Annotated in this window: 28 protein-coding genes; 9 read left to right on the forward strand and 19 right to left on the reverse strand. The window is 69.0% G+C overall.

The annotated features are described in order from the left end of the window. Positions 1-143: 143 nt before the first annotated feature. The 5 genes from GKO32_RS05720 to GKO32_RS05735 all read right to left on the reverse strand — a co-directional run bounded on the left by GKO32_RS05720 (position 144) and on the right by GKO32_RS05735 (position 3,791). A complete protein-coding gene (locus GKO32_RS05720; RefSeq protein ID WP_312867535.1) occupies positions 144-515 on the reverse strand; it encodes a hypothetical protein in 372 nt (123 codons plus the stop codon). A gap of 27 nt (positions 516-542) precedes the next feature. Further along, positions 543-1,409, reverse strand: coding sequence for a lysozyme family protein (locus tag GKO32_RS05725; RefSeq protein WP_154755739.1), 867 nt, complete (start codon positions 1,407-1,409; stop codon positions 543-545). 86 nt (positions 1,410-1,495) lie between these two features. Continuing rightward, complete coding sequence (locus GKO32_RS05730) at positions 1,496-1,978, reverse strand: helix-turn-helix transcriptional regulator (RefSeq protein ID WP_154755740.1); 483 nt, start codon at positions 1,976-1,978, stop codon at positions 1,496-1,498. A gap of 284 nt (positions 1,979-2,262) precedes the next feature. Next, on the reverse strand, positions 2,263-2,430 hold the full coding sequence (locus GKO32_RS37900; RefSeq protein ID WP_166459400.1) for a hypothetical protein: 168 nt from the start codon (positions 2,428-2,430) through the stop codon (positions 2,263-2,265). 212 nt (positions 2,431-2,642) lie between these two features. Further along, a complete protein-coding gene (locus GKO32_RS05735; RefSeq protein WP_312867536.1) occupies positions 2,643-3,791 on the reverse strand; it encodes an acyl-CoA dehydrogenase family protein in 1,149 nt (382 codons plus the stop codon). 51 nt (positions 3,792-3,842) lie between these two features. Between GKO32_RS05735 and GKO32_RS05740 the strand changes: the two genes are divergently transcribed. Beyond that, on the forward strand, positions 3,843-4,463 hold the full coding sequence (locus GKO32_RS05740; RefSeq protein ID WP_154755741.1) for a TetR/AcrR family transcriptional regulator: 621 nt from the start codon (positions 3,843-3,845) through the stop codon (positions 4,461-4,463). A gap of 258 nt (positions 4,464-4,721) precedes the next feature. Here GKO32_RS05740 and GKO32_RS05745 read toward each other — a convergent pair whose 3' ends face one another. The 4 genes from GKO32_RS05745 to GKO32_RS05760 all read right to left on the reverse strand — a co-directional run bounded on the left by GKO32_RS05745 (position 4,722) and on the right by GKO32_RS05760 (position 9,211). Then, positions 4,722-7,718: a helix-turn-helix transcriptional regulator gene (locus GKO32_RS05745; RefSeq protein WP_154755742.1), complete on the reverse strand. Its 2,997-nt coding sequence runs from the start codon at positions 7,716-7,718 to the stop codon at positions 4,722-4,724. 60 nt (positions 7,719-7,778) lie between these two features. Continuing rightward, positions 7,779-7,973: a hypothetical protein gene (locus GKO32_RS05750; protein ID WP_154755743.1), complete on the reverse strand. Its 195-nt coding sequence runs from the start codon at positions 7,971-7,973 to the stop codon at positions 7,779-7,781. Positions 7,974-8,132: 159 nt separating this feature from the next. Beyond that, positions 8,133-8,324 (reverse strand): DUF397 domain-containing protein, encoded by a 192-nt coding sequence (locus tag GKO32_RS05755; protein WP_154755744.1) that lies wholly within the window; start codon positions 8,322-8,324, stop codon positions 8,133-8,135. 41 nt (positions 8,325-8,365) lie between these two features. Continuing rightward, entirely contained in the window at positions 8,366-9,211 is an 846-nt protein-coding gene (locus tag GKO32_RS05760; RefSeq protein ID WP_312867538.1) for a helix-turn-helix domain-containing protein, read from the reverse strand. Between the two features lie 226 nt (positions 9,212-9,437). Between GKO32_RS05760 and GKO32_RS05765 the strand changes: the two genes are divergently transcribed. Beyond that, positions 9,438-9,791, forward strand: coding sequence for a hypothetical protein (locus tag GKO32_RS05765; protein WP_154755746.1), 354 nt, complete (start codon positions 9,438-9,440; stop codon positions 9,789-9,791). 2 nt (positions 9,792-9,793) lie between these two features. Here GKO32_RS05765 and GKO32_RS05770 read toward each other — a convergent pair whose 3' ends face one another. The 3 genes from GKO32_RS05770 to GKO32_RS05780 all read right to left on the reverse strand — a co-directional run bounded on the left by GKO32_RS05770 (position 9,794) and on the right by GKO32_RS05780 (position 12,918). Continuing rightward, entirely contained in the window at positions 9,794-10,699 is a 906-nt protein-coding gene (locus GKO32_RS05770; RefSeq protein WP_154755747.1) for an acyl-CoA thioesterase, read from the reverse strand. A gap of 64 nt (positions 10,700-10,763) precedes the next feature. Continuing rightward, complete coding sequence (pyk, locus tag GKO32_RS05775) at positions 10,764-12,188, reverse strand: pyruvate kinase (RefSeq protein WP_312867539.1); 1,425 nt, start codon at positions 12,186-12,188, stop codon at positions 10,764-10,766. Between the two features lie 55 nt (positions 12,189-12,243). Beyond that, on the reverse strand, positions 12,244-12,918 hold the full coding sequence (locus GKO32_RS05780) for a DUF2461 domain-containing protein (protein WP_312867540.1): 675 nt from the start codon (positions 12,916-12,918) through the stop codon (positions 12,244-12,246). Positions 12,919-13,025: 107 nt separating this feature from the next. Between GKO32_RS05780 and GKO32_RS38740 the strand changes: the two genes are divergently transcribed. Then, positions 13,026-13,238 carry an antitoxin gene (locus tag GKO32_RS38740; protein WP_312867541.1) on the forward strand — a complete coding sequence of 71 codons (213 nt, stop codon included), beginning with the start codon at positions 13,026-13,028 and terminating at the stop codon, positions 13,236-13,238. 48 nt (positions 13,239-13,286) lie between these two features. On the opposite strand, the gene GKO32_RS05790 is transcribed toward GKO32_RS38740, so the two are convergent. Together GKO32_RS05790 and GKO32_RS05795 are read right to left on the reverse strand one after the other, a co-directional pair. After that, positions 13,287-14,486 carry a glycoside hydrolase family 18 protein gene (locus tag GKO32_RS05790; RefSeq protein WP_154755750.1) on the reverse strand — a complete coding sequence of 400 codons (1,200 nt, stop codon included), beginning with the start codon at positions 14,484-14,486 and terminating at the stop codon, positions 13,287-13,289. A 120-nt stretch (positions 14,487-14,606) separates the two neighbouring features. After that, on the reverse strand, positions 14,607-15,632 hold the full coding sequence (locus GKO32_RS05795; RefSeq protein WP_154755751.1) for a 6-phosphofructokinase: 1,026 nt from the start codon (positions 15,630-15,632) through the stop codon (positions 14,607-14,609). A gap of 250 nt (positions 15,633-15,882) precedes the next feature. Between GKO32_RS05795 and GKO32_RS05800 the strand changes: the two genes are divergently transcribed. Beyond that, positions 15,883-16,965, forward strand: coding sequence for a 3-deoxy-7-phosphoheptulonate synthase (locus tag GKO32_RS05800; protein WP_154755752.1), 1,083 nt, complete (start codon positions 15,883-15,885; stop codon positions 16,963-16,965). A 37-nt stretch (positions 16,966-17,002) separates the two neighbouring features. Here GKO32_RS05800 and GKO32_RS05805 read toward each other — a convergent pair whose 3' ends face one another. Together GKO32_RS05805 and GKO32_RS05810 are read right to left on the reverse strand one after the other, a co-directional pair. After that, positions 17,003-17,491 carry a polyadenylate-specific 3'-exoribonuclease AS gene (locus tag GKO32_RS05805; RefSeq protein WP_312867542.1) on the reverse strand — a complete coding sequence of 163 codons (489 nt, stop codon included), beginning with the start codon at positions 17,489-17,491 and terminating at the stop codon, positions 17,003-17,005. Positions 17,492-17,565: 74 nt separating this feature from the next. Beyond that, complete coding sequence (locus GKO32_RS05810) at positions 17,566-18,321, reverse strand: lysophospholipid acyltransferase family protein (protein WP_312867589.1); 756 nt, start codon at positions 18,319-18,321, stop codon at positions 17,566-17,568. A gap of 172 nt (positions 18,322-18,493) precedes the next feature. Between GKO32_RS05810 and GKO32_RS05815 the strand changes: the two genes are divergently transcribed. From GKO32_RS05815 to GKO32_RS05825, 3 genes are read left to right on the forward strand one after another with little or no spacing between them, the layout of a single operon-like run. After that, complete coding sequence (locus GKO32_RS05815) at positions 18,494-19,249, forward strand: alpha/beta hydrolase (protein WP_154755754.1); 756 nt, start codon at positions 18,494-18,496, stop codon at positions 19,247-19,249. Further along, entirely contained in the window at positions 19,246-19,737 is a 492-nt protein-coding gene (locus GKO32_RS05820) for a hypothetical protein (RefSeq protein ID WP_154755755.1), read from the forward strand. The genes GKO32_RS05815 and GKO32_RS05820 overlap by 4 nt, the downstream gene beginning before the upstream one ends. A 10-nt stretch (positions 19,738-19,747) precedes the next feature. Next, positions 19,748-20,830: a glycerate kinase gene (locus tag GKO32_RS05825; RefSeq protein ID WP_312867543.1), complete on the forward strand. Its 1,083-nt coding sequence runs from the start codon at positions 19,748-19,750 to the stop codon at positions 20,828-20,830. Positions 20,831-20,923: 93 nt separating this feature from the next. Here the strand turns inward: GKO32_RS05825 and GKO32_RS05830 are convergent, their stop codons facing one another. Continuing rightward, positions 20,924-21,631, reverse strand: a complete 708-nt coding sequence (locus GKO32_RS05830) for an MBL fold metallo-hydrolase (protein WP_154755757.1) — start codon at positions 21,629-21,631, stop codon at positions 20,924-20,926. 19 nt (positions 21,632-21,650) lie between these two features. Next, positions 21,651-22,406 carry a DUF427 domain-containing protein gene (locus GKO32_RS05835; protein WP_154755865.1) on the reverse strand — a complete coding sequence of 252 codons (756 nt, stop codon included), beginning with the start codon at positions 22,404-22,406 and terminating at the stop codon, positions 21,651-21,653. Positions 22,407-22,493: 87 nt separating this feature from the next. Between GKO32_RS05835 and GKO32_RS05840 the strand changes: the two genes are divergently transcribed. Continuing rightward, on the forward strand, positions 22,494-23,141 hold the full coding sequence (locus GKO32_RS05840; protein WP_312867544.1) for a HemK2/MTQ2 family protein methyltransferase: 648 nt from the start codon (positions 22,494-22,496) through the stop codon (positions 23,139-23,141). Continuing rightward, on the forward strand, positions 23,119-23,319 hold the full coding sequence (locus GKO32_RS05845) for a CDGSH iron-sulfur domain-containing protein (RefSeq protein WP_312867545.1): 201 nt from the start codon (positions 23,119-23,121) through the stop codon (positions 23,317-23,319). The genes GKO32_RS05840 and GKO32_RS05845 overlap by 23 nt, the downstream gene beginning before the upstream one ends. On the opposite strand, the gene GKO32_RS05850 is transcribed toward GKO32_RS05845, so the two are convergent. Beyond that, the gene (locus tag GKO32_RS05850; protein ID WP_154755758.1) at positions 23,316-24,296 is read right to left on the reverse strand and encodes an iron-containing redox enzyme family protein; all 981 of its coding nucleotides are present in this window, start codon (positions 24,294-24,296) and stop codon (positions 23,316-23,318) included. The genes GKO32_RS05845 and GKO32_RS05850 overlap by 4 nt on opposite strands. Positions 24,297-24,301: the final 5 nt, after the last annotated feature.

A 24,301-nucleotide genomic window follows, 5' to 3' on the forward strand; every position in this document is an offset into this window, starting at 1 on the left:
CCACCAGCCCCTGGCGGACACGCTTCGCGTGGCGGTGTCCTCACCACGTCGGCGCTGCCCTCCGCCAGCGACCACCTCAGAACCCGCTTCGGTGCGAGCTGACGGCGTGGTGAGCGCCTTCGCCGCTGAGAAACCACTCCCTTTCAGTGTTCCTGTTGGTCTCGCTCGTACAGTTCGGCGAGGTAGCGGTTGTAGGCCGCCAGCTCATCGTCGTCGTCCGCGACCGGGACGGCGGGGCGCGGCTTGGGTACCTGCGCGACGCGGCGAGGTTGCGGAGGCGCCGCGGGTTTCGCGGCCGCGGCCTCGCGGCGCAGTTTGCGGATGCGCAGCACCATGAACGCCGGGAACAGGCCGAACAGCGGCCACTGCAGGACGTACCCCAGGTTCTGGAAGGTTCCGGTGGCCGATTCGAACCGGTTCCACTGCCACCACGCCAGCCCGCAGCACACGATCAGGCTGAGCAGGCACAACACCCCGATCGAGACACGGCGTGGCGTGAGGAACCCGGCTGACACGCCTTCGACGCTAGCACTCGCCGCACTTCACGAGACCTTGACCACCTGCGCGGCCTTGGCGTAGGAGTCGGCGAGGCCGAACACCTTCTGCGCGTATTCGACCGAGTTGTTGTACGACAGGATGCCCTGCCACCAACCGGCCGGGGCCGACATGTCACGCCCGCCCGCGCACAGGTACTTCGCGGCGGCGAGCGCGGCCGCGTCGATCTGCTGCGGGTCGTATCCGCCGCCCCATTTCGCCCAGGTGCCGGGGATGAACTGCATCGGCCCGACCGCGCGGTCGAAACCCGGGTCACCGTCGAAGCGGCCGCCATCGGTATCCCCGATCGCCTTGACCCCGGCGGAACCGTCGAGCGGCACGCCGACGATCGGCTTCGACGGGTACCCGTTCGCCTGCAGGACCGCGCCGCCGTACTGGCCGTGGTTCGACTCGATGCGGCCGATCCCGGCGATGGTGGCCCAGGAGATCCGGCACCCGGGCTGGCTCTCGCGCACGGCCAGTTCGGCGTTGCCGTAGGCGATCAGCGCGCGGGCCGGGATGCCCGTCACGTCGGAAACCTTGCCCGCCCACACCGACAGCAGGTCCTTGCCTTGCTGCTGGGGCCGCTGCTGCGGTTGCGGGTCGGCCACCGGCGCGCCCGCGACCGTGGCGTTGACCGGAGCCGTGGACCCCGGTGCGACGTCGGCCGCCTGCACCGACAGCGCCGGGATATCAGTGGTGGTCCGGCTGGGCGCGGGTGTGCTGACCCTCGTCATCACGAACACCGCGGCACCGGTCATCGCGAGGACCACCACCATGATCCCGAGCCTGCCCAGCGCGGCCAGCCCGGCTGGGCGCTTGCGTGGTTCGGCGGGCACAGGAGCGGTTTCCTGCTCGATCTGCTCGGTGCCCAAGAATCCTGCCCTCCGCCGGGTGTCCGTATGTCCAACGACCATACGGAAACCCACGTTACGGGCGGGTTATCAATGCGGGTGGGAACCTAGCTCGCGCGCTGCTGCCGGGCGAGGCGGGCGACGCACCACGCGGGCGCGCTGCCGCGGCGCAGGTGCTGCAGCACGGTCATCGGGCCGAGGCGACGGCTCAGGTCGCCCGGGGTGAGGCCGGCGGCGCGGTAGTCGAGCGCGCGCTGGTCCAGCGGGCTGATCCCGGCGTCCCACCACTTCGCGGCCTCGGTCACGTCGCCGATCATCTGCCACCATCCCGCGGCGGCGACGAGCAGCTCGTGCGGAACCCCGGGGAGCCGCTCGCGCATCGCGTCGAGGTAGTCCGGGTCGGCGGATTCGACCGGCGCCCAGCCACGGGCTCCGGACCTGGCGCGCTGACCGGGAATCCCGGGCGCCTGCTGCGGTACGTCGGCGAGCCACGCGGACGCGATCCGGTCGATCTCCTGCTCTTCGGCCGTCTGCTCACGTTCAGCCGCCCACTGCCGAATAACCGCATCAACTCCGGGATCTCCGGTCATCCCTGCCTCCTTGTGCCCCAACGACAAGTTGTGATGATCGAGCGATCGAGCGGGCCAGAACCAGCTGGTCACGCAATGTGAGCACCGTAGAGGCAGTTCCCACCGCTGCGCCAGACCCTGCGGCCCACGAATTCGACGACCAGGGCCTTCAATGGCTTGATCCACCCGGATGGTCGAATCCATCGCCTCATATTTCCCACGTTGTGACTTTCCGTGATCACGTTGCCGAGGGCGCACCAAAGGCCGGCACCGCGTTCGGCGGCGCCGGCAGGCTCAGTGTCGGGTCAGGAGAAAAGGGCTCGCACGAACGTCACGATCGCCTCGGCGCCGTCCTGCAGCCAGCCGAGCGCCCTGTGCACGACGTCGGCCGACTGGGTTGGCCTGCTGATCAAGAAGAACAGGACGAGCGCGACGACAGCGACGACGACGATCTTCTTCGCGTTCGCCGACATCCGCTCCCCCGATCGTTTCGCGGGCCGCCGCCCGGGACACCCGTCATCCTGCCCAACGAGCGAGCTTTCCGACAGGCCTTCACCTGTTCGGCGGCCACCCTTGACTCTCCGTGTACGGCCCAGGGTAGCTTTCGCCGCTCGCTGCCCCGTGCGGGACATGCCGGAAACCGCGCCGGTAACGGGATTTGCGAGCCGCAAGCGGCGGATGGCGCTCAGAGCGTGCGGGAGATGATCTCCTTCATGATCTCGCTGGTACCGCCGAAGATCCGGTTGATCCTGGCGTCGGCCCACGCCCGCGCGATCGGGTACTCGGTCATATAGCCGTAGCCGCCGAACAGCTGCAGGCAATCGTCGACGACCTTGTTGACCCGCTCGGTGGTCCACAGTTTCACCATGGCCGCGCCCTGCACGTCGAGCTCGCCCCGCAGATGCCGTTCGATGCACTGGTCGAGGAACGCGCGGGCGACGGCCGCTTCCGTGGCCGCCTCGGCGAGGGTGAACTTGGTGTTCTGGAACGAGAAGACCGGACGGCCGAACGCGGTGCGCTCCTTGGTGTAGGCAAGAGTTCGCTCGATCGCCGCCTCCATCCCGGCGACCGCGGTGACGGCGATGATGAGCCGTTCCTGCGGCAGCTGCTGCATCATCTGGACGAAGCCCTGCCCCTCGGCGTCGCCGAGCAGGTTCGCCACGGGCACGCGAACATCGTCGAAGAACAGTTCCGCGGTGTCCTGCCCCTTGAGCCCGACCTTGTCGAGCAACCGGCCACGGCGGAAGCCCGGGGTGTCCGCCGGGACCGCGACCAGCGAAACACCGTGCGCACCGGCGTCGGGGTCGGTCTTCACGGCGAGCACGATGAGGTCGGCGAGCCCGCCGTTGGTGATGAACGTCTTGGCGCCGTTGATGACGTACTCGTCACCGTCACGGACGGCGCGGGTCTTGATGCCCTGCAGGTCCGATCCGGTGCCCGGCTCGGTCATCCCGATCGCGGCCACCATCTCCCCGCTCGCGAGCTTGGGCAGCCACTCCTTTTTCTTGTCTTCGTTCGCGTAGGCGAGCAGGTAGTGCGCGACGATGCCGTTGTGCACGGCCACGCCCCACGCACTGTCTCCGGCACGCGCCTGCTCCTCGTAGAGCACGGCCTCGTGTGCGAACGTGCCGCCACCGCCGCCGTACTCCTCGGGTATCGACAACGCGAGCAGTCCCACCTCGCCGGCCTTGGTCCACAGTTCGCGTTCGACGTGTTTCTGCTCGCTCCAGCGCGCCGCGTTCGGAACGAGCTCCCGCTGGCAGAAAGTCCTTGCCAGTTCACGGAAATCGGCCAGCTGGCCGCCCCATGCGCTGTTCGGTGTCGGCAGTGGCACGATGCGGACCTCCTGGAAAACATTACGTGCGGAAGGTAAGTTCTGACCAGAATGTACATTGAGGAGGTGGCCGTGGTCGAGCCCCGAGGGCACCGCACCCAGGCAGAGCGGCGCGAGCAGACGAGGACGGCGCTGCTCGACGCGACGATCGAGTGCCTGATCGAACTCGGGTACGCGCGCGCCTCGATGCAGGAGATCTGCGCACGGGCCGGCGTCTCCAAAGGCGCGGTACAGCACCATTTCTCGGACAAGGCCGAGCTGATGGCCGCGGCGGTCGAGCATCTGACGACGAAGCGGATGACCGCGCTCACCGACTCGCTCGGCAAGCTGCCCCGGGGCGTGGAAGCCATTCCCGCCGCGGTCGATCTGCTGTGGTCGGGCTATTCCGGCGCACTCGCGGCGGCGGCGACGGAGCTGTGGATCGCCGCCCGGACCGACCCGGCTCTGCGCGTCGCGATCCGGCCGGTCGACCGCGCGATGGGCCGCGCGGCGCTGGCGGGCATCCGGTCCCTCACCGACGACCTGCCCGCGGAGCAGGTCGAAAACCTGTTCTGGTTGACGGTGAATCTCGCCCGCGGGCTCGCGCTGGACGCGGAACTGGGCGGCGCCCCGGCGCGGCGCAAGCGACTGCTGGAGGAGTGGAAGCGAATGGCCGTCGAAGCGACGAACTGACCGGGCCCGGCCCGGCCCTCACTCGGGCCGGCCCCGGTCACTCGTGAGACACGGGACGCCGCCGAGCATGACGCCACGGTGGGCTCTGATGACGAGAATCCCCTGTTCGCGTGAGCGGGTCAGGGCGCGTCGCACGCTCTCGCGTGGGAGCGCCCGGCGTTGATCTGGCGCAAAAAGCTCAGCTCCGGTGGCAGCGTCGCTGCTCGACTTGTGCGCGGAACGCAAGATCACCGCCGACGTCGAACGCCGCCGTCAGGCTCAAGCACGCACGAGGAGGCCCCGCTCATAGGCGATCGCCACCGCTTCGGTGCGGCGGGTGGCGCCCAGCTTCGCCATCACGCGAGACAGGTGCACGCTCACCGTCTTCTCACTGATGTACAGCTCCTCTCCCACTTGCCGGTTCGTCCGGCCCAGCGCCACGCGCTCGAGGACCGCCCGCTCCCGTTCCGTCAGCGGGTCCACCCGCTCCGGCAGCGCCGCCGCCGGCACGCCCGGCAGCTCGATCCGCGCCCGGCGCGCCACCTCACGCACCGCGTCGCGCAGAGGTAGTGCGCGCAGCTTTTCCGCCGTTTCGTGTGCCTGCTTCAACTCCGCGGCCGCCTGCTCCGGCTCCCCCACCGTCAGCAGCGCCTCCGCGTACTGCCACCGGCACACCGCCTGCTCGTACACCGGCCCATAGCCGAACTTCTCGACCGCCTCCGCCCACAGCGCCGGATCCGGCGCACCCGGCAACCCGCTCGCGATCGCTTCGGCGCGCGCCAGCCAGGCCTGCCCCTCCGGCCCGAGCGAACCCGACCGTGGCCTGCCCGTCGCGGCCGCCCGCCGCACCCGCTCGATGAGCTGCGCTCCCCCTTCGACATCGGCCGGCTCCCCGCGCCGGCGCGCCGCGGCGGCCCTGGCGACCGCGGCGGCGAGCGCCCCCGCGCCGAGCCGGATCCCGCTCAACCGGTACGCGGGATCGAGCGCGTCGAGATAATCCATCGCCTCCGCGGCGCGCCGGATCGCCGTCTCGTGATCACCCTGCCAGTACGCCAGCTCCGCACCCGCGCCACCGGCGGCGATCGCGGTCAGCGGCTCGGCCCGCCAGTGCGTGCGAAGCTCCGCCAGCAACTTCCCCGCCGTGGCGAACCCGCCCCGCGACACCACGACCGGCAGCCAGGTCGCGGTCATCCGCGCCGTCAGCACGCTGGACACGCCACGCGCCGGCGCCGCGGTGACGGATTCCGCCGGCCAGTTCCCGCGCTGGTACTGGAGCGAGAGATGCCGCGCCCGCAACTCGAGCCCGTACGCGCTCCACGTCATCCCGGTCTCTTCGGCCCGCTTGATCCCGCGCTCGAACACATCGATCGCTTCCGGGAGCTCGCCTTGATCGTCATAGCTGTACCCGAGGAAGCACAGTGCCCGCAGTTCGACACTCGGCGCGGTCGCGTCACGGGCCTTGCGTGCCGCTTCGGTCAGCCGGGCGCGTGCCTCGGCGAAGTCACCGGCGTTGTCGGCCAGCGCGCCGACGGTGATCAGCGCCGAAGCCTCCGCGCCCGCCGTGCCGGCTGCCCGCGCGTCCTCGACCGCTGTCCGCGCGCTGACCAGCGACTCCCCATGGCGATCGAAACTGCGCAGGATGGCCGCCCTGGTCGCGAGCACCCACGCACGGGTCTTGCTCGACTCGGTCGCTTCGATGAGATCCCACGCCCGGTTGATCGCGTCGAGCGCACCACCGCTCTCGCTCTCGACGTTCATCAGCGACTCGGCCAGCCGGCGCCATGTTTTGCTCGCCCGCACCACGTCGGTGTCCGTGCTCAGCGCCTCAACAGCCGACCGGGCATAGGCGATCGCGCGCTCCGGCTCCCCCGACGTGCCGGCGAAATACGAGGCCTCGTGCAGTAACCGCAGCTCGTCGAAATCGGGCGGGCGCGCGTCGGGCGGGACCGCGTCCCAGATCTCCAGTGCCTGCTCGACATGCCGCAGCGCGGCGCCGGGCGCGCCGAGCCGTTCCGCCTCCTCCGCGGCCCGCAGCAGAGCGGGCAGCGCCGCGGTGAGATCGCGGCTCTGCAAACTGTGGTAGGCCAGCTTGGCGTCGTGCCCGCGGCCCTGCGGGGTGCGCCGGATCCGCGCCGCGTACGCCGCGTGCATCCGGGTGCGCTCACCGGGCAGCAGATCGCCGTACACCGCCTCCTGCAGGAGCGCGTGCCGGAACGTGTACGCGCCCTTTTCGACCACCAGGGCGTGATACTGCACCGCCTCCCGCAATGCCTCGTCGAGTTCGTCCTCCCCCAGCCCGGACACCTCGGCCAGTGCCGCGTGCGCCACCGACTCGCCCGCCACCGCGATCACCCGCAGCACCCGCTGCGCATCGGACGTGAGCCGTTCCAGTCGCGCCAGCAGCACCTCGGCGAGCCCGGCCGGGAGGTCGACGCAGTCGCTGCACGAGGCCAGCAGTTCCTCCGCGAAGAACGGGTTGCCCTCGGAGCGCTCGACCACGCTGGTGACCAACTCCGGCGCCAGCGGACCGTCCGCGAGCGCCTCGACGAACGCGCGCGCATCGGCGTCCTTCAAGGGATGCAGCTCGATCTGCGCGACGGCGGGCAGCCGGACCAGCTCGACGAGCAGGCCCCGCAACGGATGCCGGCGGTACACGTCCTCCCCGCGGTAGCTCGCCACCACGAGCAACCGCTGCCCGCGGAGGCGGGAAAGCAGGAAGGACAACAGGTTCCGGGTGGAGCCGTCGGCCCAGTGCAGATCCTCCAGTACCAGCAGCACCGGGCGGTGCTCGGCGATCTCGGTCAGCACCCCGAGTACCGCGTCGAACAGCTGCAGCTGCCCCAGGTCCTGCTCCGGGCGCAACCGGTACGCCATGTCCCGCTCGGAACCGGCCGACATGTGCTCGGCAGTGGCCACCGGCCCTGGCTGGGCCAGCGGCAGCAGCCGGGCCAGCGCCGGGCGGATCCGCACCGCGGCCCCGACCGCCGCGTCGTCCGCGGTGGCCAGCGGCCCGAGCGCCTCGGCGAACGGAAGGTACGGCAAGCCGCCTTCACGCACATCGAGACAGCGGCCGGTCAGCACCAGCGCGCCGCGCGCCGTGGCGAACTCGGCCAGCTCCGCGAGCAGCCTCGTCTTGCCCACGCCCGCGTCCCCGGCGACCAGTACCGCTCCGGCCTCACCGTGTTCGGCACGCGCAAAGCCGGCGCGTAGACGCCGCATCTCGTCCCCACGCGCGACCAAGGGAATACCGGAACCCAAACGAGGCACAAGTCGCATTCTGGCCTACCCCTCCGACAGTTTCGGAACGGTTTTCGCCGCGGGCGAGATTCCGGCCCCTTACCCCGCCCGAGCCTCGGCGACTGTCGACTCGTCCGCGCTCGGGCCCCGCTGTCTCGGCACGTGTATTTCCGGGCTTCTTCGGCCCAGCAGCCGGCGCCGCCGCTTCGGCTCGGCCGGCCATGACCTGTAGATCTCTTCGGTCCGGTACGCCACCTCGGCCCGCACCACGTCGTAGAGCCAGCTGCCGTGCATGGGAACTCCCCTCTTTCCACTCATCGGTTCCTGCGAACGTCAGAGTCGTCCTGAGGGGGCCGGTCCGGCATCGGCATTCCACGCCGTCCCGGACAGCAAAAGACCCCTTACTCCGCAGGGGTCCAGCTCAGCGGTGTAAGGGGTCGGTGCGGAGCGCACTCAGTTGCGGCCGACGGCATGCAGGAGACCGCGCCAGCCCGACGGGGAAACGCTCAGCGCGCCCGCGTCCGGGTTCTTCGAGTCGCGGACCCCGACGTGCCCGGTGAACAGCGCGACCTCGACGCAGTCGTTGCCGCCGCCGCTGTAGCTGCTCTTGCGCCAGGTTCCCTCGGAATATTCGACTTTCGCCATATCTCCCCGCTCCTCACTTTTCACGCGGTGCTTTATCCGGCTCAATATCGTTCCGCGGCTTCGGCGATCAGTGCCAGTGAGTCGTCCGGTTTCAACGCCGCTGCACGCAGATGATCGAACATGAGCGAATAGCGCCGGACATCGGGGGGTAGTTCCAGAAAGAAACCGCCGGACGTACTGTCCACATAGACCACGTCCTGATCGGCCTGTTCGGGAAAACCGAGGATCAGAAACGGGCCTTCCATGCCGGGATGGGCGCCCGCGCCGAAAGGCACGACCTGAATGGTCACATGGGGCGACTGCCCGACTTCGAGGAGTCGTTTCGCCTGCTGTCCCATCACTTCCGGCCCCCCGACCATCCGGTGCAAAACGGCCTCGTCGATCACCGCCCAGTAGTCCGGCGGGGTCGGATCGGACAGCAATTGCTGGCGCGCCACCCTGGCGGCAACGCGACGTTCCACTTCCGATTCCTCCGAATCCGGGCGCATTGCCCGGATCACCTCCCGGGCATAAGGCTCGGTCTGCAACAGACCGGGCACGATCAGCGCCTGGAAAGCACGCAACGAGCTGGCATCGGCCTCGAGCCCGACGAAGGTGCCCGTGAAGACTTCCTTGTAGGCATGCCACCAACCCGGTTTACGGGCTTCCCTGGCGAGCTGGACGAGCGCTTCCCGTTCGTCACCGGTGAGCCCGTACAGCTCCAGCATGTCCCGGGCATCACGCGGGGTGACCCCGACATGTCCCGTTTCGATCCGGCTCACCTTCGAGGCGGAGCATTCGAGCTTTTCGCCCACCTCGTCGATGGTCAGATCGGCCGCTTCCCGTAACCGGCGCAACTCGCTCGCGAGCCGCCTGCGCCGAATGGTGGGACCCTGACCCCGTTTCACTGGTGCACCTCCGCGTTGGCCGTCGCCCATTCTCCGGTCGTTTCTCAGCGCCGTTACTACATCTAAGCAGCCGATTCTCCCAGGGAAGCGAGGGTGACCTCCTCGTCCGGGTTAGTTTCGCCAGAATGGCCTACTGCAAATTGCAGTTTGCGGTTGTAAGGTAGCGTCCTGCGTTCGCTTCCGGGAAATCAGTAGCGTCCCGGCGGACGAATTCACAGGAGGCGGCGTGTACGACGGCAATCCACTCGACGGAGGGCTCCGGACGTCGGTGCACCAGCGCCTCGACGATCTTGCCCGTGCCGCCGGCCGGCGCGATCCCCGCCGGGCAGCGGAGCTTTCCCGGCAGGAGATCCCGTTGCTCGTACAGGCATTGCGCTCGGTGCTGGCCGCGCACGAACCCGACGAGCACGGCCACTGCCCGGTCTGTCACCCGAAATCCGCGTGGCTGCCGTTCCGGCGCCACAACCGGCTGCCGTGCCGCGCGTATCTCGCGGTGCAGCTACGACTCGGCAACGCGGAAACGGCCGTGCCACTGCAGCGCCGCCGTCATCGCGCCACTCACCTGCATTCGGTGAGCTGAGGTCACGACACGCGCAGCAGGCCCTCCTGCACGACGGTCGCGATGAGCGTGCCGTCAGCGGCGAAGAAGCGGCCGGTGGCCAGGCCGCGCCCGCCGGACGCCGATGGCGACTCCGTGTCGTAGAGAAACCATTCGTCCGCGCGGAACGGGCGGTGGAACCACAGCGCATGATCGAGGCTGGCGCCGCTGACCGAATCGAGTTCCCAGTAGACCCCGTGCCGGGCGAGCGGGGAGTCGAGCAGCGTCATGTCCGAGGCGTAGGTCAGCACGCAGACGTGCAGCAGGTCCTCGTCGGGAAGGCTGCCGTCGGCACGCATCCAGACCTGGTTGCGCCCGGTGGCGGCGCCGGTCTCGCGGGTCATCCACGGCGGGTCGTTGATGTAGCGGATATCGATCGGCCGCGGTCGCGTACGAGCGCCGCTCAGCCCAGGGAAGCCACGGATGCGTTCGGCGAACGTCGGCAGTGTCTCGGGAGCGGGCACGTCCGGCATGTGGTCGGCGTGATCGAGGCCCGGCTCCGGCTGCTGGAACGACGCGGACAACGCGAAGATCGCCTTGCCGCGCTGGATCGCGACCGCGCGCCGGGTCGTGAACGACCGGCCGTCGCGGGTGCGGTCGACCTCGTAGACGATCGGGATGCTCGGGTCACCGGGCCGGATGAAGTAGGCATGCAGGGAGTGCACCTTGCGTTCCGTCGGCACGGTGCGTCCGGCGGCGACGAGCGCCTGGCCCGCGACCTGGCCACCGAACACCCGAACAGGCGATGCGGCCGGGCTCACGCCGCGGAAGATGTTCTCCTCGATCTGTTCCAGGTCCAGCAGGTCGACCAGGTGATCGAGCACCTGCTGCCCACCGGCGCCCTCCTCGGCCGCCAACCGTGCCGCGGCGTCTTTCGCCAGGTCTGTCATATCGAGAACCTACAGTCGCGCGCAGCGCGTCGATGAGGGGCGGTGGTCGGGCGAGGGGCTGGCGTTATGCGTGATCGTCTTCGCCCAGGCGGTGCACCCGTATGAGATTTGTCGTACCGATCGTGCCGGGCGGCGAGCCGGCGACGATGACCACCAGGTCACCGGGCTGGTAGCGCTCCATCTCCAGCATCGCGCGGTCGACCTGCTCGATCATCTTGTCCGTCGAGTCGACCTTCGGCACCAGGTACGTCACGGTGCCCCAGGTCATGGACAGCTGACTGCGCACGCACTCCTCGGGGGTGAACGCGAGCAGCGGCAGCCGGGTGTGCAGCCGGGCCAGCCGGCGCACCGTGTCCCCGGACTGGGTGAACGCGACCAGTGCCTTGGCGTTGAGCCGCTCGCCGATGTCCCGCGCCGCGTAGGAGATGACGCCCCGCTTGGTCCGCGGGACATGCGAAAGCGGCGGCACGGTGGGCGAATCCGTCTCGACGGCCTCCACGATCCGGCCCATCGTGCGCACCGTTTCGATCGGGTAGCGGCCGACGCTGGTCTCGCCGGAGAGCATCACCGCGTCGGTGCCGTCGAGCACCGCGTTGGCGACGTCGGAGGCCTCGGCCCGGGTCGGGCGAGAGTTGTTGATCATCGAGTCGAGCATCTGGGTGGCCACGATGACCGGCTTGGCGTTTTCCCGCGCGATCTGGATCGCGCGCTTCTGCACCAGCGGCACCTGCTCCAGCGGGAGCTCGACCCCCAGGTCACCGCGGGCGACCATGACCCCGTCGAACGCGAGCACGATCGCCTCGAGGTTGTAGACCGCTTCGGGCTTCTCGAGCTTCGCGATCACCGGCACCCGCGGCTTGCCGAGCCGGTCCATCACCTGGTGCACCAGGTCGATGTCGGCGGGCGAGCGGACGAAGGACAGCGCCACGAAGTCCACGCCGAGCTCCAGCGCGAACTCCAGGTCCTCGATGTCCTTGTCCGACATCGCGGGCACGGACACGTCCATGCCCGGCAGCGAGACGCCCTTGTTGTTGCTGACGGGACCGCCCTCGGTGACCTCGCAGACCACGTCGGGGCCCTCGACGTCCTTCACGACCAGGCCGACGTTGCCATCGTCGACGAGCAGCCGGTCACCGGGCTTGGCGTCCTTGGCGAGGCCCTTGTAGGTGGTGGACACGCGGTCATGGGTGCCCGCGACGTCCTCCACGGTGATGCGCACGATGTCTCCCGTGCGCCACTCGACCGGCCCGCCGGCGAACGTGCCGAGGCGGATCTTCGGGCCCTGCAGGTCGGCCAGGATGCCCACGGCGCGCCCGGTCGCGGCGGCGGCTTCGCGCACCATGTCGAACACCTGCTTGTGATCGCCGTGGCTGCCGTGGCTGAAATTCATCCGGGCCACGTCCATCCCGGCATCGACGAGAGCCCGCACTTTGTCCGCGGTCGCGGTGGCGGGACCCATCGTACAAACGATCTTCGCGCGTCGGCTCACGGTGGAAAGCGTAGTCCTTCGCCGCCCATTCGTCTTTACCGATCCCGAGATCGAGTCAGCGCCTGGGGTTTTCACTCACCCCGACGTGGTCGCGTGCCCATTCGTTGAACTCCCGCACCTGCCGCCACGCCTTGCGCACCCGGTCCAGGCACGCGCGTTCGTGCAGCGTGTCGTCGGGTTCCCAGGTGCGGACCGCGTACAGCGAGCGGTGCTTGAGCAGGTCGAGACGCGGGTGGTCCTCGGCGAATCCGCGCGGCCTGGTGCGCAAGGTGTCGCCCGCGATCTGCCAGCCCGCTTTGCGGAGTTTGCCGAGAATTCGCTCGAGCGCCCTGCCGTGGATGTCGGTGTCGACGGCCTGCCGGAACCGCGCCAGCTGATCGGACTGGAGGTGGAAACAACCGCCACCGACCCGCAGACCGCCCGACGACAGCTCGACGTAATAGGCGCCACCGCCGCGGCCCTGCTCGATCACCGCGCCGCAGTGGGTTTTATATCGACTCTTGACTGTGTCTTTGCGGGCGAACCGGACATCGCGATGCGGCCGGAAGACCTTGCCCTCACCGAAGTCCGGCGCGAATTCCGGGGTCAGCTCGGCCAGCAGCGCCTCCATCGGGGCGCGCACGTGCTCGCGGTAGATCGACAGGTTGTCTTCCCAGTACGGCTTCGAATTGTCGGCGAGCAACCCGTCGTAGAACTCGACCGCGTGTTCTCCGAATCCCGCGAACGTCACGCGTCAGACGATAGCCACCGTCACCGACAAGAGTGATGGACCGTTTGCCTCGCGACTGCGACGGGAAGGGCCTTGGGAGTCCGAAGTGTCCAGAGGAGGGAATCACCGTGAACTTGTTCGACAAGGCGAAGGAAGCCATGGGCAAGCACCCCGACCAGGCCGACCAGGGCATCGACAAGGCCGCCGACGCGGCGAAGTCGAAGTGGGGTGAGCACGGCGACCAGATCGACCAGGCCGCGGAGAAGGCGAAGGGCTTCACCCACCAGCCCGGTGAGCAGGAGCCGCCGCCGGAGCCCCCGCCGCAGGAACCACCTGCCTGACCACGTGCGCTTCGGGGGCGGCGAACTTCGCCGCCCCCGAAGTCGTGTTCAGCCGGTGACCGCGGTGATCAGCTCACCGCCCGGGGTGTCACCGGACAGCTCCCAGACGAAGGCACCGCCGAGACCCTGTTCACGCGCGTACCCGATCTTGCCGCCGATCGTGCTCGGCGTGTCGTAGCTCCACCATTCGTTGCCGCAGAACGCATACGCGGTGCCGGCGATCGTGCCGGTCACCGGGCAGCGGGTGGTCAGCAGCTTGTAATCTTCGATCCCTGCTTCGTATTTGCCCGGCGCCGGGCCAGTCGCGGCGCCGCCCGGCGCGGACTGCGTGACACCGGTCCAGCCGCGCCCGTAGAAACCGATCCCCAGCAACAGTTTGTTCGCGGGTACCCCCTTCGACTTGAGCTTCTGAATCGCGGCGTCGGCGTAGAACCCGGCGGTGGGAATGCCGTTGTAGGACGTCAACGGCGAGTGCGGTGCAGTCGGCCCGTCCGGATCGAAGCCGCCGAAATAGTCATAGGTCATCACGTTGTACCAGTCGGCATACTGGGCCGCGCCGCCGTAATCAGCCGCGTCGATCTTGCCGCCGGACGTGCCGTCGGCGGTGATCGCGGCGGTCACCAGCTCGTTGCCGAACCGCGAGCGCAACGCGGACATCAGGTTCGTGAACGCGGACGTACCGCTGGTGTCACAGGAAAGCCCGCAGGCATTGGGGTATTCCCAGTCGATGTCGATCCCGTCGAACACGCCCGCCCAGCGCGGATCGTGCAGCAGGTTGTAGCAGGAATCCGCGAATGCGGCCGGGTTCTGCGCCGCTTGCGGGAAACCACCGGACCAGTTCCAGCCGCCGAAGGAATAGATCACCTTCAACCCGGGATGCATCGCCTTCAATCGCTTGAGCTGACCGAAGTTCCCGCGCAACGCCCCGTTGTCCCACGTGTCGGGGACGCCGTCGACGCTGGTGTCCGCGGTGTAGGCCTTGTCATAGGCGGCGTAGGGGTCGCCGATGACGCACTGGCCGTTCGTCACGTTGCCGAAGGCGTAGTTGATGTGCGTCAGTTTCCCCGCCGTGCCGCTCGTCTCGACGTTCTTCACATGATAATTGCGGTCGTACACGCCCCATTCGGTGAAATAGCCGACCACTTTTCCCACGGGGGCGGCAGTGGCGGCCGGTGGCGTGAACGTGATGGTCATCAGCACCGCGGCGAGCGCGCCCGCGACGGTGTCCCACTTTCGATTCCGGAACATGCTTTCTCCCCGACCCTGGACAGAAGGGACGAACAGCACGGTAAGTGGACTAGACCATCAATTCAATGGTCTAGTCCACTATTCCCGACGAAAGTAGCAGCCGATGTCCGGGCAGCCGGCTCAGCCGAAAAAGACCTCGGCTTCTTCGTAGCGCTCCGCCGGCACCGTTTTCAGCTCGGCGGTCGCCTCGGCGAGCTTGACGCGCACGATGTCCGTGCCCCGCAACGCGACCATGACCCCGAAGTCGCCATCGGTGACGGCATCCACCGCGTGCAGACCGAAGCGCGTCGCGAGCACCCGGTCGTACGCCGTCGGCGTGCCACCACGCTGGACGTGCCCGAGCACCACCGCACGCGACTCCTTGCCGGTGCGCGCCGCGATCTCGTCGGCAAGCCAGGTGCCGATACCGCCGAGCCGGACGTGCCCGAACGCGTCTTTTTCGCCGCTGGTCAGCATTTCCGCGCCACCCTCGGGCAGCGCACCCTCGGCGACCACGATGATCGGCGCGTACATCCGCTCGAACCGGCGCTCCACCCATTCGACGACCTGGTCGACGGAGAACGGCCGCTCCGGTACCAGGATCACGTTCGCACCACCGGCCAGCCCCGAGTGCAGCGCGATCCAGCCCGCGTGCCGGCCCATCACCTCGACCACGATGGCGCGGTAGTGCGATTCGGCGGTGGTGCGCAGCCGGTCGATCGCCTCGGTCGCGATGTGCACCGCGGTGTCGAAGCCGAACGTGTAGTCGGTGGCCGCGAGGTCGTTGTCGATCGTCTTGGGCACCCCGACGACCCCGATACCGTCGTCGGTCAGCTTCTTGGCGACCCCGAGGGTGTCCTCGCCGCCGATCGCGATCAGTGCGTCGATCTTCTGCTCGGCGAGCGTCGCCCTGATCCGGTCGACGCCGCCGTCCTCCTTGTACGGGTTGGTGCGCGAGGAGCCGAGGATCGTGCCGCCGCGGGTGAGGATCTCCTCGACGTCGGCCAGCCCGAGCGGCCTGCTCTCACCGGTCATCGGGCCACGCCAGCCACTGCGGAACCCGACGACGTCCCAGCCGTTGGTCTCGATCCCCTTGCGGACCACCGCCCGGATCACCGCGTTCAGCCCGGGGCAGTCGCCGCCACCGGTCAGCACCCCCACTCGCATGGGAACCAGCCTTTCGAAGATTGTTCTGCGTCACACTTGTGGCCGTCAGGGTAGCCGGGGTTGGCCTTGATCGGTCAAGCGGTCAGCGCCTTTGGTAGGGTCGCGTTCGTGCAGCGGTATTTCTGGTTTAGCGGGCCGGCCCTGGGTGGGCCAGCCGGCGAGATCGCCGCGCGCTGAACCTCCACCCTTGAGCCGGAACACGACCGGCTCGGGTGCGACGCGGGCCGGTCACGAAAGGATCGAACCCGTCATGCCGATCGCCGCAGGCCCCGCGGAACCGCTGGAATCATTGGACAACCAGCGCACCGTGGGCATCAGCCCGCTGATCTCCCCTGCCCTGCTCCGGCAGGAACATCCGATGGATGCCAAGGTCACGAAGACCGTCGCGGCAGGCCGCGCCGCGACCACCGACATCCTGAACGGCACCGACGAGCGGCTGCTGGTCGTAGTCGGTCCGTGCTCGGTGCACGACCCCGAAGCGGCCGTCGACTACGCGATCCGGCTCGCCGAGAAGGCCGACGCGCTGCGCGACCAGCTGCACGTGATCATGCGCGTGTACTTCGAAAAACCGCGCACGACGCTGGGCTGGAAGGGGCTCATCAACGACCCGGCGCTCGACGGCAGCTACGCGGTCAACCAGGGACTGCGGATGGCGCGCAAGCTGCTGCTCGACATCTCCGCGCTGGGGCTGCCGGTCGGGTGCGAGTTCCTCGACCCGATCACCCCGCAGTTCATCGCCGACACCGTGAGCTGGGGGTCGGTCGGCGCGCGGACCGCGGCGAGTCAGGTGCACCGGCAGCTGTGCAGCGCGCTGTCGATGCCGGTCGGGATCAAGAACTCGACCGAGGGCGATGTGCAGGTCGCGGTGGACGCCACGCGCGCCGCCGCGGCGAGTCACGTGTTCCCCGGTATCAACACCGACGGTCTCGCCGCGCTGATCACCACGTCGGGCAACCCGGACTGCCATGTCATCCTGCGCGGCCACAGCGCCGGCCCGAACTACGACCCGGCGACGGTGCGGGACACCCTCGCGCGGCTGAGGGCGAGCGGTCTGCCGGAGCGAGTGATCATCGATGCCTCGCACGGCAACAGCGGCAAGGACCACATGCGGCAGGCGGCCGTCGTCCGTGATCTTGCCGGACGCATCGGCGACGGCGAGCGCGGCATCGTCGGGGTGATGCTGGAGAGCTTCCTCGAAGCCGGGCGTCAGGATCTGGTCCTTGGCCAGGCCGCGGAGCTGACCTACGGGCAGTCCATCACCGACGCCTGCATGGACTGGACCACTACCGCGGATCTGCTGGACGACCTCGCGGAGGCGGTCACGCGCCGGTAGCCGGGGCGCGACAGACGGGCGGACGGAACTCCGGCGGTCAGATGCGGGCGCGTTGTGCCTCGATCACGCGCCAGCGTTCGAGGTTGTGCCGTGCGTCGGCGAGGGCGTCGTGGGCGTCGGCGGGTGGGGCGGGCAGCTTCGGCTTGCCCGCATCCTCCCAGCGCTGGCGCAGATCACGGGTGAACCGCGGCAGCTGCCGGGGCAGCGCCGGCATCGGGCCCCACAGCTGCGCCAGCGCGACGTGGTCATAGGCGGCGTACCAGGCCCACAGTTCGATGCCGCCCGGTGGCCTGCCGAAGAAGTCCAGCAACGCGGCCCGGATCTGCTCGCGGCTGCGCCACGCGGGGTCGGCCGGCGAGGGCAGCTTCGGCAGCACGTGGTCGCGCACCCACGGACCTGCCTTGGCCGGGTCGAAGTCGGTCGATACCGCGTAGAACTCCCGGCCCTTCTCGTCCACGACACCGATCGAAACAAGATCGATCGTCACGCCGTCCTCGATGAACTCGGTGTCGTAGAAAAACCGCACCGGAGCACTTTACCGATCCGACCGAACGTAGGCGGACACGGTCCGCAGCGGACCTGCTCGTCAGTAAGCGGGCCTCAACCGACCTTCGTGTCCGGGACCCGGTCCGCCCCGGTCGCCTGCGGCGGCACCGCCGCCTCCACCCCCGCGGCCTCCGCCGCCAGCAGCTCCTTCGCCCGCGCCGCGTAGATGTCGACGTAGTCCTTGCCCGACAGCTCCATCAACGCGTACATGATCTCGTCGGTGATCGACCGCTCGACGAACCGGTCGCCCTGCAGGCCGTAGTACCGCGAAAAGTCCAGCGGGGCACCGAAACGGATCTCCAGCCGGCGCGGGCGCCACATCTTCGAGCCGATCGGATTGACCTTGTCGGTGCCGATCATCGCCACCGGGATCACCGGCACCCTGGCCTCCAGCGCGATCCGGGCGACCCCGGTCTTGCCCTTGTGCAACCTGCCGTCCGGCGAGCGGGTGCCTTCCGGGTAGATGCCGAGCAGGTGCCCCTCACGCAGCAGGCGGATCGCGGTGTCCAGCGCGGCCTGTGCCGCGGTGCCACCGGAACGGTCGATCGGGATCTGCCCTACTCCGGTGAAGAACCACTTCTTCAGCCGGCCCTTGACGCCCTTCTCGGTGAAGTACTCCGATTTGGCCGGGAAGGTGACCCGCCGGGACACGCGCAGCGGCATGAAGAACGAGTCGGCCACCGCGAGGTGGTTGCTGGCCAGGATGGCACCGCCGGTGGCGGGGATGTGCTCGGTGCCGGTGACTTTCGTCGGCCACAGCACCCGCAGCAAGGGACCGAGCAGCACCCATTTGAGCAACCGGTACAGCACGAAAGACCCGCCCCTCCCCAACCTGCCCGACCCGTGCCCGCCAAGGGTACGAACTGTCACCGCCCGAGCACAACGTCCGCCGTGGGATGTCACAGGCGCCTGGGGCATGTCGCCATCCGGCCCCGCGTGCGACGATGGACCGGATCAGGGTCGAAGACAAGAGGCGGTGATCATGCCCGTGCTCGCCGGTGCCGAACCGTTCTCGCACACCGGATCGGTCGCGGCCGGGGTGTTGCTCTGCCACGGGTTCACCAGCACGCCGCAGAGCATGCGGCCATGGGGCGAGTACCTGGCCGAGCGTGACTACACGGTCCGCTGCCCGCTGCTGCCCGGCCACGGCACGACGTGGCCGGAACTCAACCGCACCAACTGGCCCGACTGGTACGGCTGCGTGCGCACGGAACTGCTCGCGCTGCGCGAGCAGTGCGAATCGGTGTTCGTGTTCGGGCTGTCCATGGGCGGCACGCTCGCGCTGCGTCTCGCGCAGGACTTCGGTGAGCAGATCGCGGGCCTGATCCTGGTCAACCCGTCGGTGACCACGTTGCGACGGGACGCGAAGCTGCTGCCCGTGCTGGCGCGGATACTGCCGTCGGTGCCCGCGATCGCCAACGACATCGCCAAGCCCGGCGTGACGGAGCTGGCGTATCCGCGCACGCCGGTGCGGGCGGCCGCGAGCCTCGCCCAGCTGTGGCGCGTCGTGCGGGCCGACCTGGGGAAGGTGACGCAACCGTTGCTGCTGTTCCGCTCCCGTGCCGATCACGTCGTGGAACCTGTCAACGCCCGGCTCGTGCTGGCCGGGGTGCGCAGTGAAAACGTCACCGAGGTGGTGCTGGAGAACAGCTTCCACGTGGCTACGCTCGACAATGACGCTCCGCTGATCTTCGAGCGCAGCGTGCAGTTCGCACAGGAGCAGGTGGGACCCCGATGAGCTCGCACGGCACCGACCCGGAGGACGTGGACGCCACTTTCGCGGCGATCGTCGCCGACCTGCGCGCGGAGGGCGTCGGTGAGTTCGTCGACGAACCGGCCGAGCCGCGAGCGGACAAGGCGGACAGGGCCGAGAAGTCGGACAAGGCGCCTCCGGCCGAGCCGGAACCGGTCGACCCGCCGTGGCGCATCGGTGGCCCGGCGTGGGACGACACCATGTTCGGTGACGAGCCGGCGGACGACGAGGAGCACTACGTCCCGCCAGAGCCCCCGCCCCTGCCGCGGCCCGGCAAAGGTGCGTTCATCGTGCTGCTGTTCTTCCTGGTGGGGCTGTTCCTGCTGATCGCACCGGGGCTGGTCGGGATCAGCGCGTCGCTGGGCACCCCGCTGGGCATCCTGGCGCTGGCCACGGCGATCGCGTTGCTGCTGCTCCGGGTCAAACAGGGGCCGCCGGACGGCGCGGATCCGAGCAACGGCGCACAGGTCTAACCTGCCTGGCGTGCCCAAAGTCCTCATCGCCCCGGACAAGTTCAAGGGAAGCCTGCCCGCCGAGCAGGTCGCCGACGCGATCGCGGCCGGGCTGCGGCGGGTGAAACCGGATGTCGAGACGGTGACCTCGCCGATCGCGGATGGCGGGGACGGTACGGTGGCGGCCGCCGTCGCCGCCGGGTTCGAGTACGTGCCGGCCGAGGCGACCGGGCCGACCGGAGAACCCGTCCGAACGGGATACGCGCGCCGGGACGACACGGCTGTCGTCGAGCTCGCGATGGTGTCCGGGCTGAGCATGATGCGTGAGCCGGCGCCACTGACCGCGAACACGCTCGGGGTCGGCGAACTGATCGCGCGGGCGCTCGACGACGGGTGCACCCGCATCGTGCTCGGGCTCGGCGGCAGCGCGAGCACCGACGGCGGTGCCGGACTGTTGCGCGGGCTCGGCGCCCGGTTGCTGGACGCGAACCGCACGGAGATTCCGTTGGGCGGTAAGGCTTTGATCGAGCTGGCGACGGTCGATTTCTCGGCCATGCGCCGCCCGGAGATCGTGGTCGCGAGCGACGTGGACAACCCGCTGCTCGGCGAGCACGGCGCGGCCGCGGTGTACGGGCCGCAGAAGGGGGCGTCACCGGAGGACGTCGCGCTGCTCGACCGGGCGCTCGCGCATTTCGCCGACGTGGTGGGCTCCGGCATGGTGGACGCGCCGGGTGCCGGTGCCGCGGGTGGCACGGGGTTCGCCGCGCTCGCGATCCTCGGCGCCACCTTCCGGCCTGGCATCGACGTCGTGCTGGAGATGACCGGCTTCGCCGACCAGCTGCCCGGCACGGATCTGGTGATCACCGGCGAAGGTTCGTTCGACGAGCAGACCCTGCGCGGCAAGGGTCCGGCCGGGATCGCCATGCTGGCCAAGGGAATACCGGTGGTCGCGATGGCAGGCCGGGTCACGCTCGATCAGGAAACCTTGCAGCAGAACGGGTTTGCCGCCGGCTACGGGCTGACCGACATCGAGTCCGATGTGGACCGTTGCATGACCGACACGGCCGCGCTGCTGGAGCGGCTGGCGGCGAACGTCGCGGCCGACTGGCTCTAGCGGTCGCACGCAACGTGCAACTCGCGCGCAGCGAACGTGCAACTCGCGCGCACGTAACGTTCGACTCGCGCGCACGTAACGTTCGACTCGCGGTTAGGCGAACAGGGTCTTCCACTCTTCGAGTGAGGTCGGGCGATACACGAAGTTGTTGCGCCGCACGGAAGACAGCGCTGCCGAGGGCTCGGACGAGTACTGGTGCCCGGGAAACACCACGGGATCGCCGGGAAGCTCCGCCAGCGCACGCAGGCTGTGATACATCGCTTCCGCGTCCCCGCCGGGGAAATCGGTGCGGCCACAGCCTTCGAGGAACAACGTGTCGCCCGCGACGAGGCGGTCACCGAGCAGGAAGCACTGGCTGCCGGGGGTGTGACCGGGCGTGTGCAGGAGCCGGATCGGGATCTCCCCGACGTGCACCACATCGTCGTGGTCGTGGCTGGTCAGGTCGGTCGCGGACAGCCCGGTGACCCGCTGGACCCACTCGGCCTCGTTCCGGTTCACGTGCACCGGCACGGCTTCACGGGCGAGCAGCTCGGCGAGCCCGGCCAGTGTGAAGCCCATCATGCTCCCGCCCACGTGATCGGGATGATGGTGCGTCGCGAGCACCCCGGCCAGGCGCATCTCGTCGGCCGCCAGCACGTCCAGCAGATCACCGACCGCGTAGGCGGGGTCGACCACGACCGCTTCCCGCGTCTCGCGATCGCCGATCAGATAAGCGAAGTTGACCATCTGGGTGGCGACCGGGTCACCGACGGCGAAGTCACGACCGGACAACAGCTGACGGAAGTAGAGGCGGTCCTGCATGGGGTGAGCGTAAGCCCTCTCAGCTGAACGGCGTCTTCGGGCGTTCCTGGTGCACACCGTCGACGAACACGTCCACCTTCTCGTCGTAGAACGCGACGAGCCCCTGCACCTTCTGGCTTTCCGGGAACGGCGCCCGGTAGTACCAGACGATGTCCTCGTGCAGCTTGTCCCCGACGCGCACCGAGTAGTACTCCGCTTCACCCTTGTACGGGCAGCGTGTGATCGTGTCACTCGGTTCGATGAGGTCGAGGCGGATGTCGGTCTTCGGCAGGTAGTACCGGGTCGGCAGACCGGTCTCGAACAGCAGGTGCGGGTTGCGCGTTTCGGCGACGGTGACGCCGTCGATCTCGATCCGCACGTGCCGGGAGCTGGCGAGGATGTCGACGCGTTTGTGCGGGTCGCGGGGGTGGACGAAGATCTCCTCTTCCTCCTCGAACCAGGCGTCCATCTTCGCGAAGTCCAGCCGCACGTGGCCGTTCAGTTCGGTGAGCGGCGAGTCCTCGTACTCGTCGGCGGCCAGCTCGGCCGCGCGCTCGCCGACGCGGACGGTCGAAACCTTGGCGTCGCCACGGCTCGGGGTGTGGTGAGTTTCCCCCGAAGGCTCGAGCACGCCCGGGGCGAAGTCTTCTCGCGGAAGGTAGTAGGCCGGGTAGTACGGGATCTCCCACACCAGTAACGGCCGGATGGTGTCGGCGATGATCTTGCCGCCGAAGAGCACCCGTACCCGTTTGGCGCCTCGTTCCGTGCGTACGCGACCTCGGCTGTCGTTGCCCATGGTGGGTGTAACGGCGGTCACGACGAGGTTATTTCTCCCGTCCCATGCTGATGTTTGCCCGGCCGATACGGAGGTACCAGTAACCCCGTGTGGTTGCTGAGACTTCCCGGTGTCTACCGCCCGCAGGCCGACACCCGGTTACTGCTCGACGGCTTGCGGGACGCCGGGCTCGGGCACCGGGCTCGCGCGCTGGACCTCTACACCGGGTCCGGGATCGCGGCGATCGCCGCGGCGCGCCGTGCCCGGCGGGTGACCGCCGTGGACCGGTACCTCCCCGCAGTGCTGAGCGCCCGGTTCAACGCGCGGGTACGCGGACTGCCGATCCAGGTGCGGCACGGGGATCTCACGTCGGTGACCGAGCGGTTCGACCTGGTCACCGCGAACCCGCCGTACGTGCCGTGCGTCGCGCCCGAACCGCCGTACGGGGCCTCGATGGCCTGGGACGCAGGGCCGGACGGGCGGCACTACCTGGACCAGCTGTGTGAACGCGCGCCCGATCTGCTCACCGTGGGAGGCACGATGCTCATCGTGCACTCGGCGTTGTGCGGGGTGGGACAGACCGTGGAATCGTTGCGGGACAACGGGTTGAAGACCTCAGTCGTGGCACGCGCGGTGGAACCCTTCGGCCCGGTGCTGCGGGAACGCGCCGCGTATCTGGAAGACGCGGGGCTCATCGCGCCGGGTGAACGGACCGAGGAACTGGTGGTGATCCGTGCCGACCGCATCGAACGCTGAGCGCCGCCGGGTCCGCATCGATCCGGGCGGGCCGGTCCTCGTGGAAGGTCCGGTGGAGTTGACTTTGCCCGACGGCACCACGGTTTCCTCCGACCGTTTCGTGGTGGCCGTCTGCGTGTGCCGCCGCAGCAAGCGGTATCCCTTCTGCGATACCAGCCACCGCAAACGCCGCCGTTAGCGCAACGAGGAATCGCCCGAGTGCCAGGCGGACAACACATCCGCGGTGAAGCGGGCCTCGACGACGTTCGTCGCCTGGATGCCGAATACCACGTCAGCGGCCAGCTCGGGTTCGTCGGTGAGCAGGCCGCCGATCACGTCGTGCCGCATGATCTGCTCGTGCACCGCGTCGGCCTCGATGTGTTCGGTGAAGAACCGGGTGCAGGCCGCGGGTGCACCGAGCCGGGTCAGTGCGTGCTCCAGCCGGATCGCGCTCGGCGCGGTCGTGATCTCCGCGGCGGCGAAATGCCCCACGAGCGCCCCGCGCAACCGGCGGTGCAGGCCGAACAGCGACATCAGGTTGACCACCGCGAGCATGCTCGCCGGCGCGCGGTCGAGGTAATGCAGGTAGCCGGCATCGAGACCCGCGGCCTCCATCAGGTCCGCATAGAGCCGCGCGTGCACCCGGTCGCCCCGGCCGCCGCCGAACTCGTCGAACTCGACCGCGACGAGCGCCGCCTTGGCCCGGCCACGCAGGCGCGGGATGACCCATGCGTGGGGATCGGCTTCCTTCAGGTGGTAGACGGAGCGGTGCACGAAGTACTCGCGCAGGTGCCACCATTCACCCTGGCCGGCGAGAAAATGGCTGAGGCCGTTGCCGTCGACGGGTTCGACGAGCAACTCATCGAGTTCGCTCTCGACGTCCTCACCGCCGGCCACCGCCGCACGGAGTCCGGCCAGGAACGACCGCTCCATCGCCGCGCGCAGCCGCAGCAGCTCAGGGTCCCATTCCCAGTCCGGGTCGACGCCGGCCAGCCCCTGGTAGTGCAGCTCGTAGCACAGGTACAGCGCCAGCTGCACGTCCTCGCCGAACGGGTCGGCGTCGCCGACCTCACCCAGCTCGGGGAACTCGCCACGCTCGTCACGGTGAAACGACCCGATGATCGCTTCGGACAACGGTCCTCGAGCCGCGGGCAGGGCGGCGACAACGCTTGACATGGCCA

Origin of the sequence: Amycolatopsis pithecellobii (assembly GCF_009707865.1) — a bacterium.
In the GTDB taxonomy this organism is placed as follows: Bacteria; Actinomycetota; Actinomycetes; order Mycobacteriales; family Pseudonocardiaceae; genus Amycolatopsis_E; species Amycolatopsis_E pithecellobii.

Excerpts from the sequence above, each read along its gene's own strand:
- GKO32_RS05730 (WP_154755740.1), bottom strand. The coding sequence starts at position 1,978 with ATGACCGGAGATCCCGGAGTTGATGCGGTTATTCGGCAGTGGGCGGCT.
- GKO32_RS37900 (WP_166459400.1), bottom strand. The coding sequence starts at position 2,430 with ATGTCGGCGAACGCGAAGAAGATCGTCGTCGTCGCTGTCGTCGCGCTC.
- GKO32_RS05740 (WP_154755741.1), top strand. The coding sequence starts at position 3,843 with ATGTACATTGAGGAGGTGGCCGTGGTCGAGCCCCGAGGGCACCGCACC.
- GKO32_RS05745 (WP_154755742.1), bottom strand. The coding sequence starts at position 7,718 with ATGCGACTTGTGCCTCGTTTGGGTTCCGGTATTCCCTTGGTCGCGCGT.
- GKO32_RS05750 (WP_154755743.1), bottom strand. The coding sequence starts at position 7,973 with ATGCACGGCAGCTGGCTCTACGACGTGGTGCGGGCCGAGGTGGCGTAC.
- GKO32_RS05755 (WP_154755744.1), bottom strand. The coding sequence starts at position 8,324 with ATGGCGAAAGTCGAATATTCCGAGGGAACCTGGCGCAAGAGCAGCTAC.
- GKO32_RS05770 (WP_154755747.1), bottom strand. The coding sequence starts at position 10,699 with ATGACAGACCTGGCGAAAGACGCCGCGGCACGGTTGGCGGCCGAGGAG.
- GKO32_RS05790 (WP_154755750.1), bottom strand. The coding sequence starts at position 14,486 with ATGTTCCGGAATCGAAAGTGGGACACCGTCGCGGGCGCGCTCGCCGCG.
- GKO32_RS05795 (WP_154755751.1), bottom strand. The coding sequence starts at position 15,632 with ATGCGAGTGGGGGTGCTGACCGGTGGCGGCGACTGCCCCGGGCTGAAC.
- GKO32_RS05800 (WP_154755752.1), top strand. The coding sequence starts at position 15,883 with ATGCCGATCGCCGCAGGCCCCGCGGAACCGCTGGAATCATTGGACAAC.
- GKO32_RS05815 (WP_154755754.1), top strand. The coding sequence starts at position 18,494 with ATGCCCGTGCTCGCCGGTGCCGAACCGTTCTCGCACACCGGATCGGTC.
- GKO32_RS05820 (WP_154755755.1), top strand. The coding sequence starts at position 19,246 with ATGAGCTCGCACGGCACCGACCCGGAGGACGTGGACGCCACTTTCGCG.
- GKO32_RS05830 (WP_154755757.1), bottom strand. The coding sequence starts at position 21,631 with ATGCAGGACCGCCTCTACTTCCGTCAGCTGTTGTCCGGTCGTGACTTC.
- GKO32_RS05835 (WP_154755865.1), bottom strand. The coding sequence starts at position 22,406 with ATGGGCAACGACAGCCGAGGTCGCGTACGCACGGAACGAGGCGCCAAA.
- GKO32_RS05850 (WP_154755758.1), bottom strand. The coding sequence starts at position 24,296 with ATGTCAAGCGTTGTCGCCGCCCTGCCCGCGGCTCGAGGACCGTTGTCC.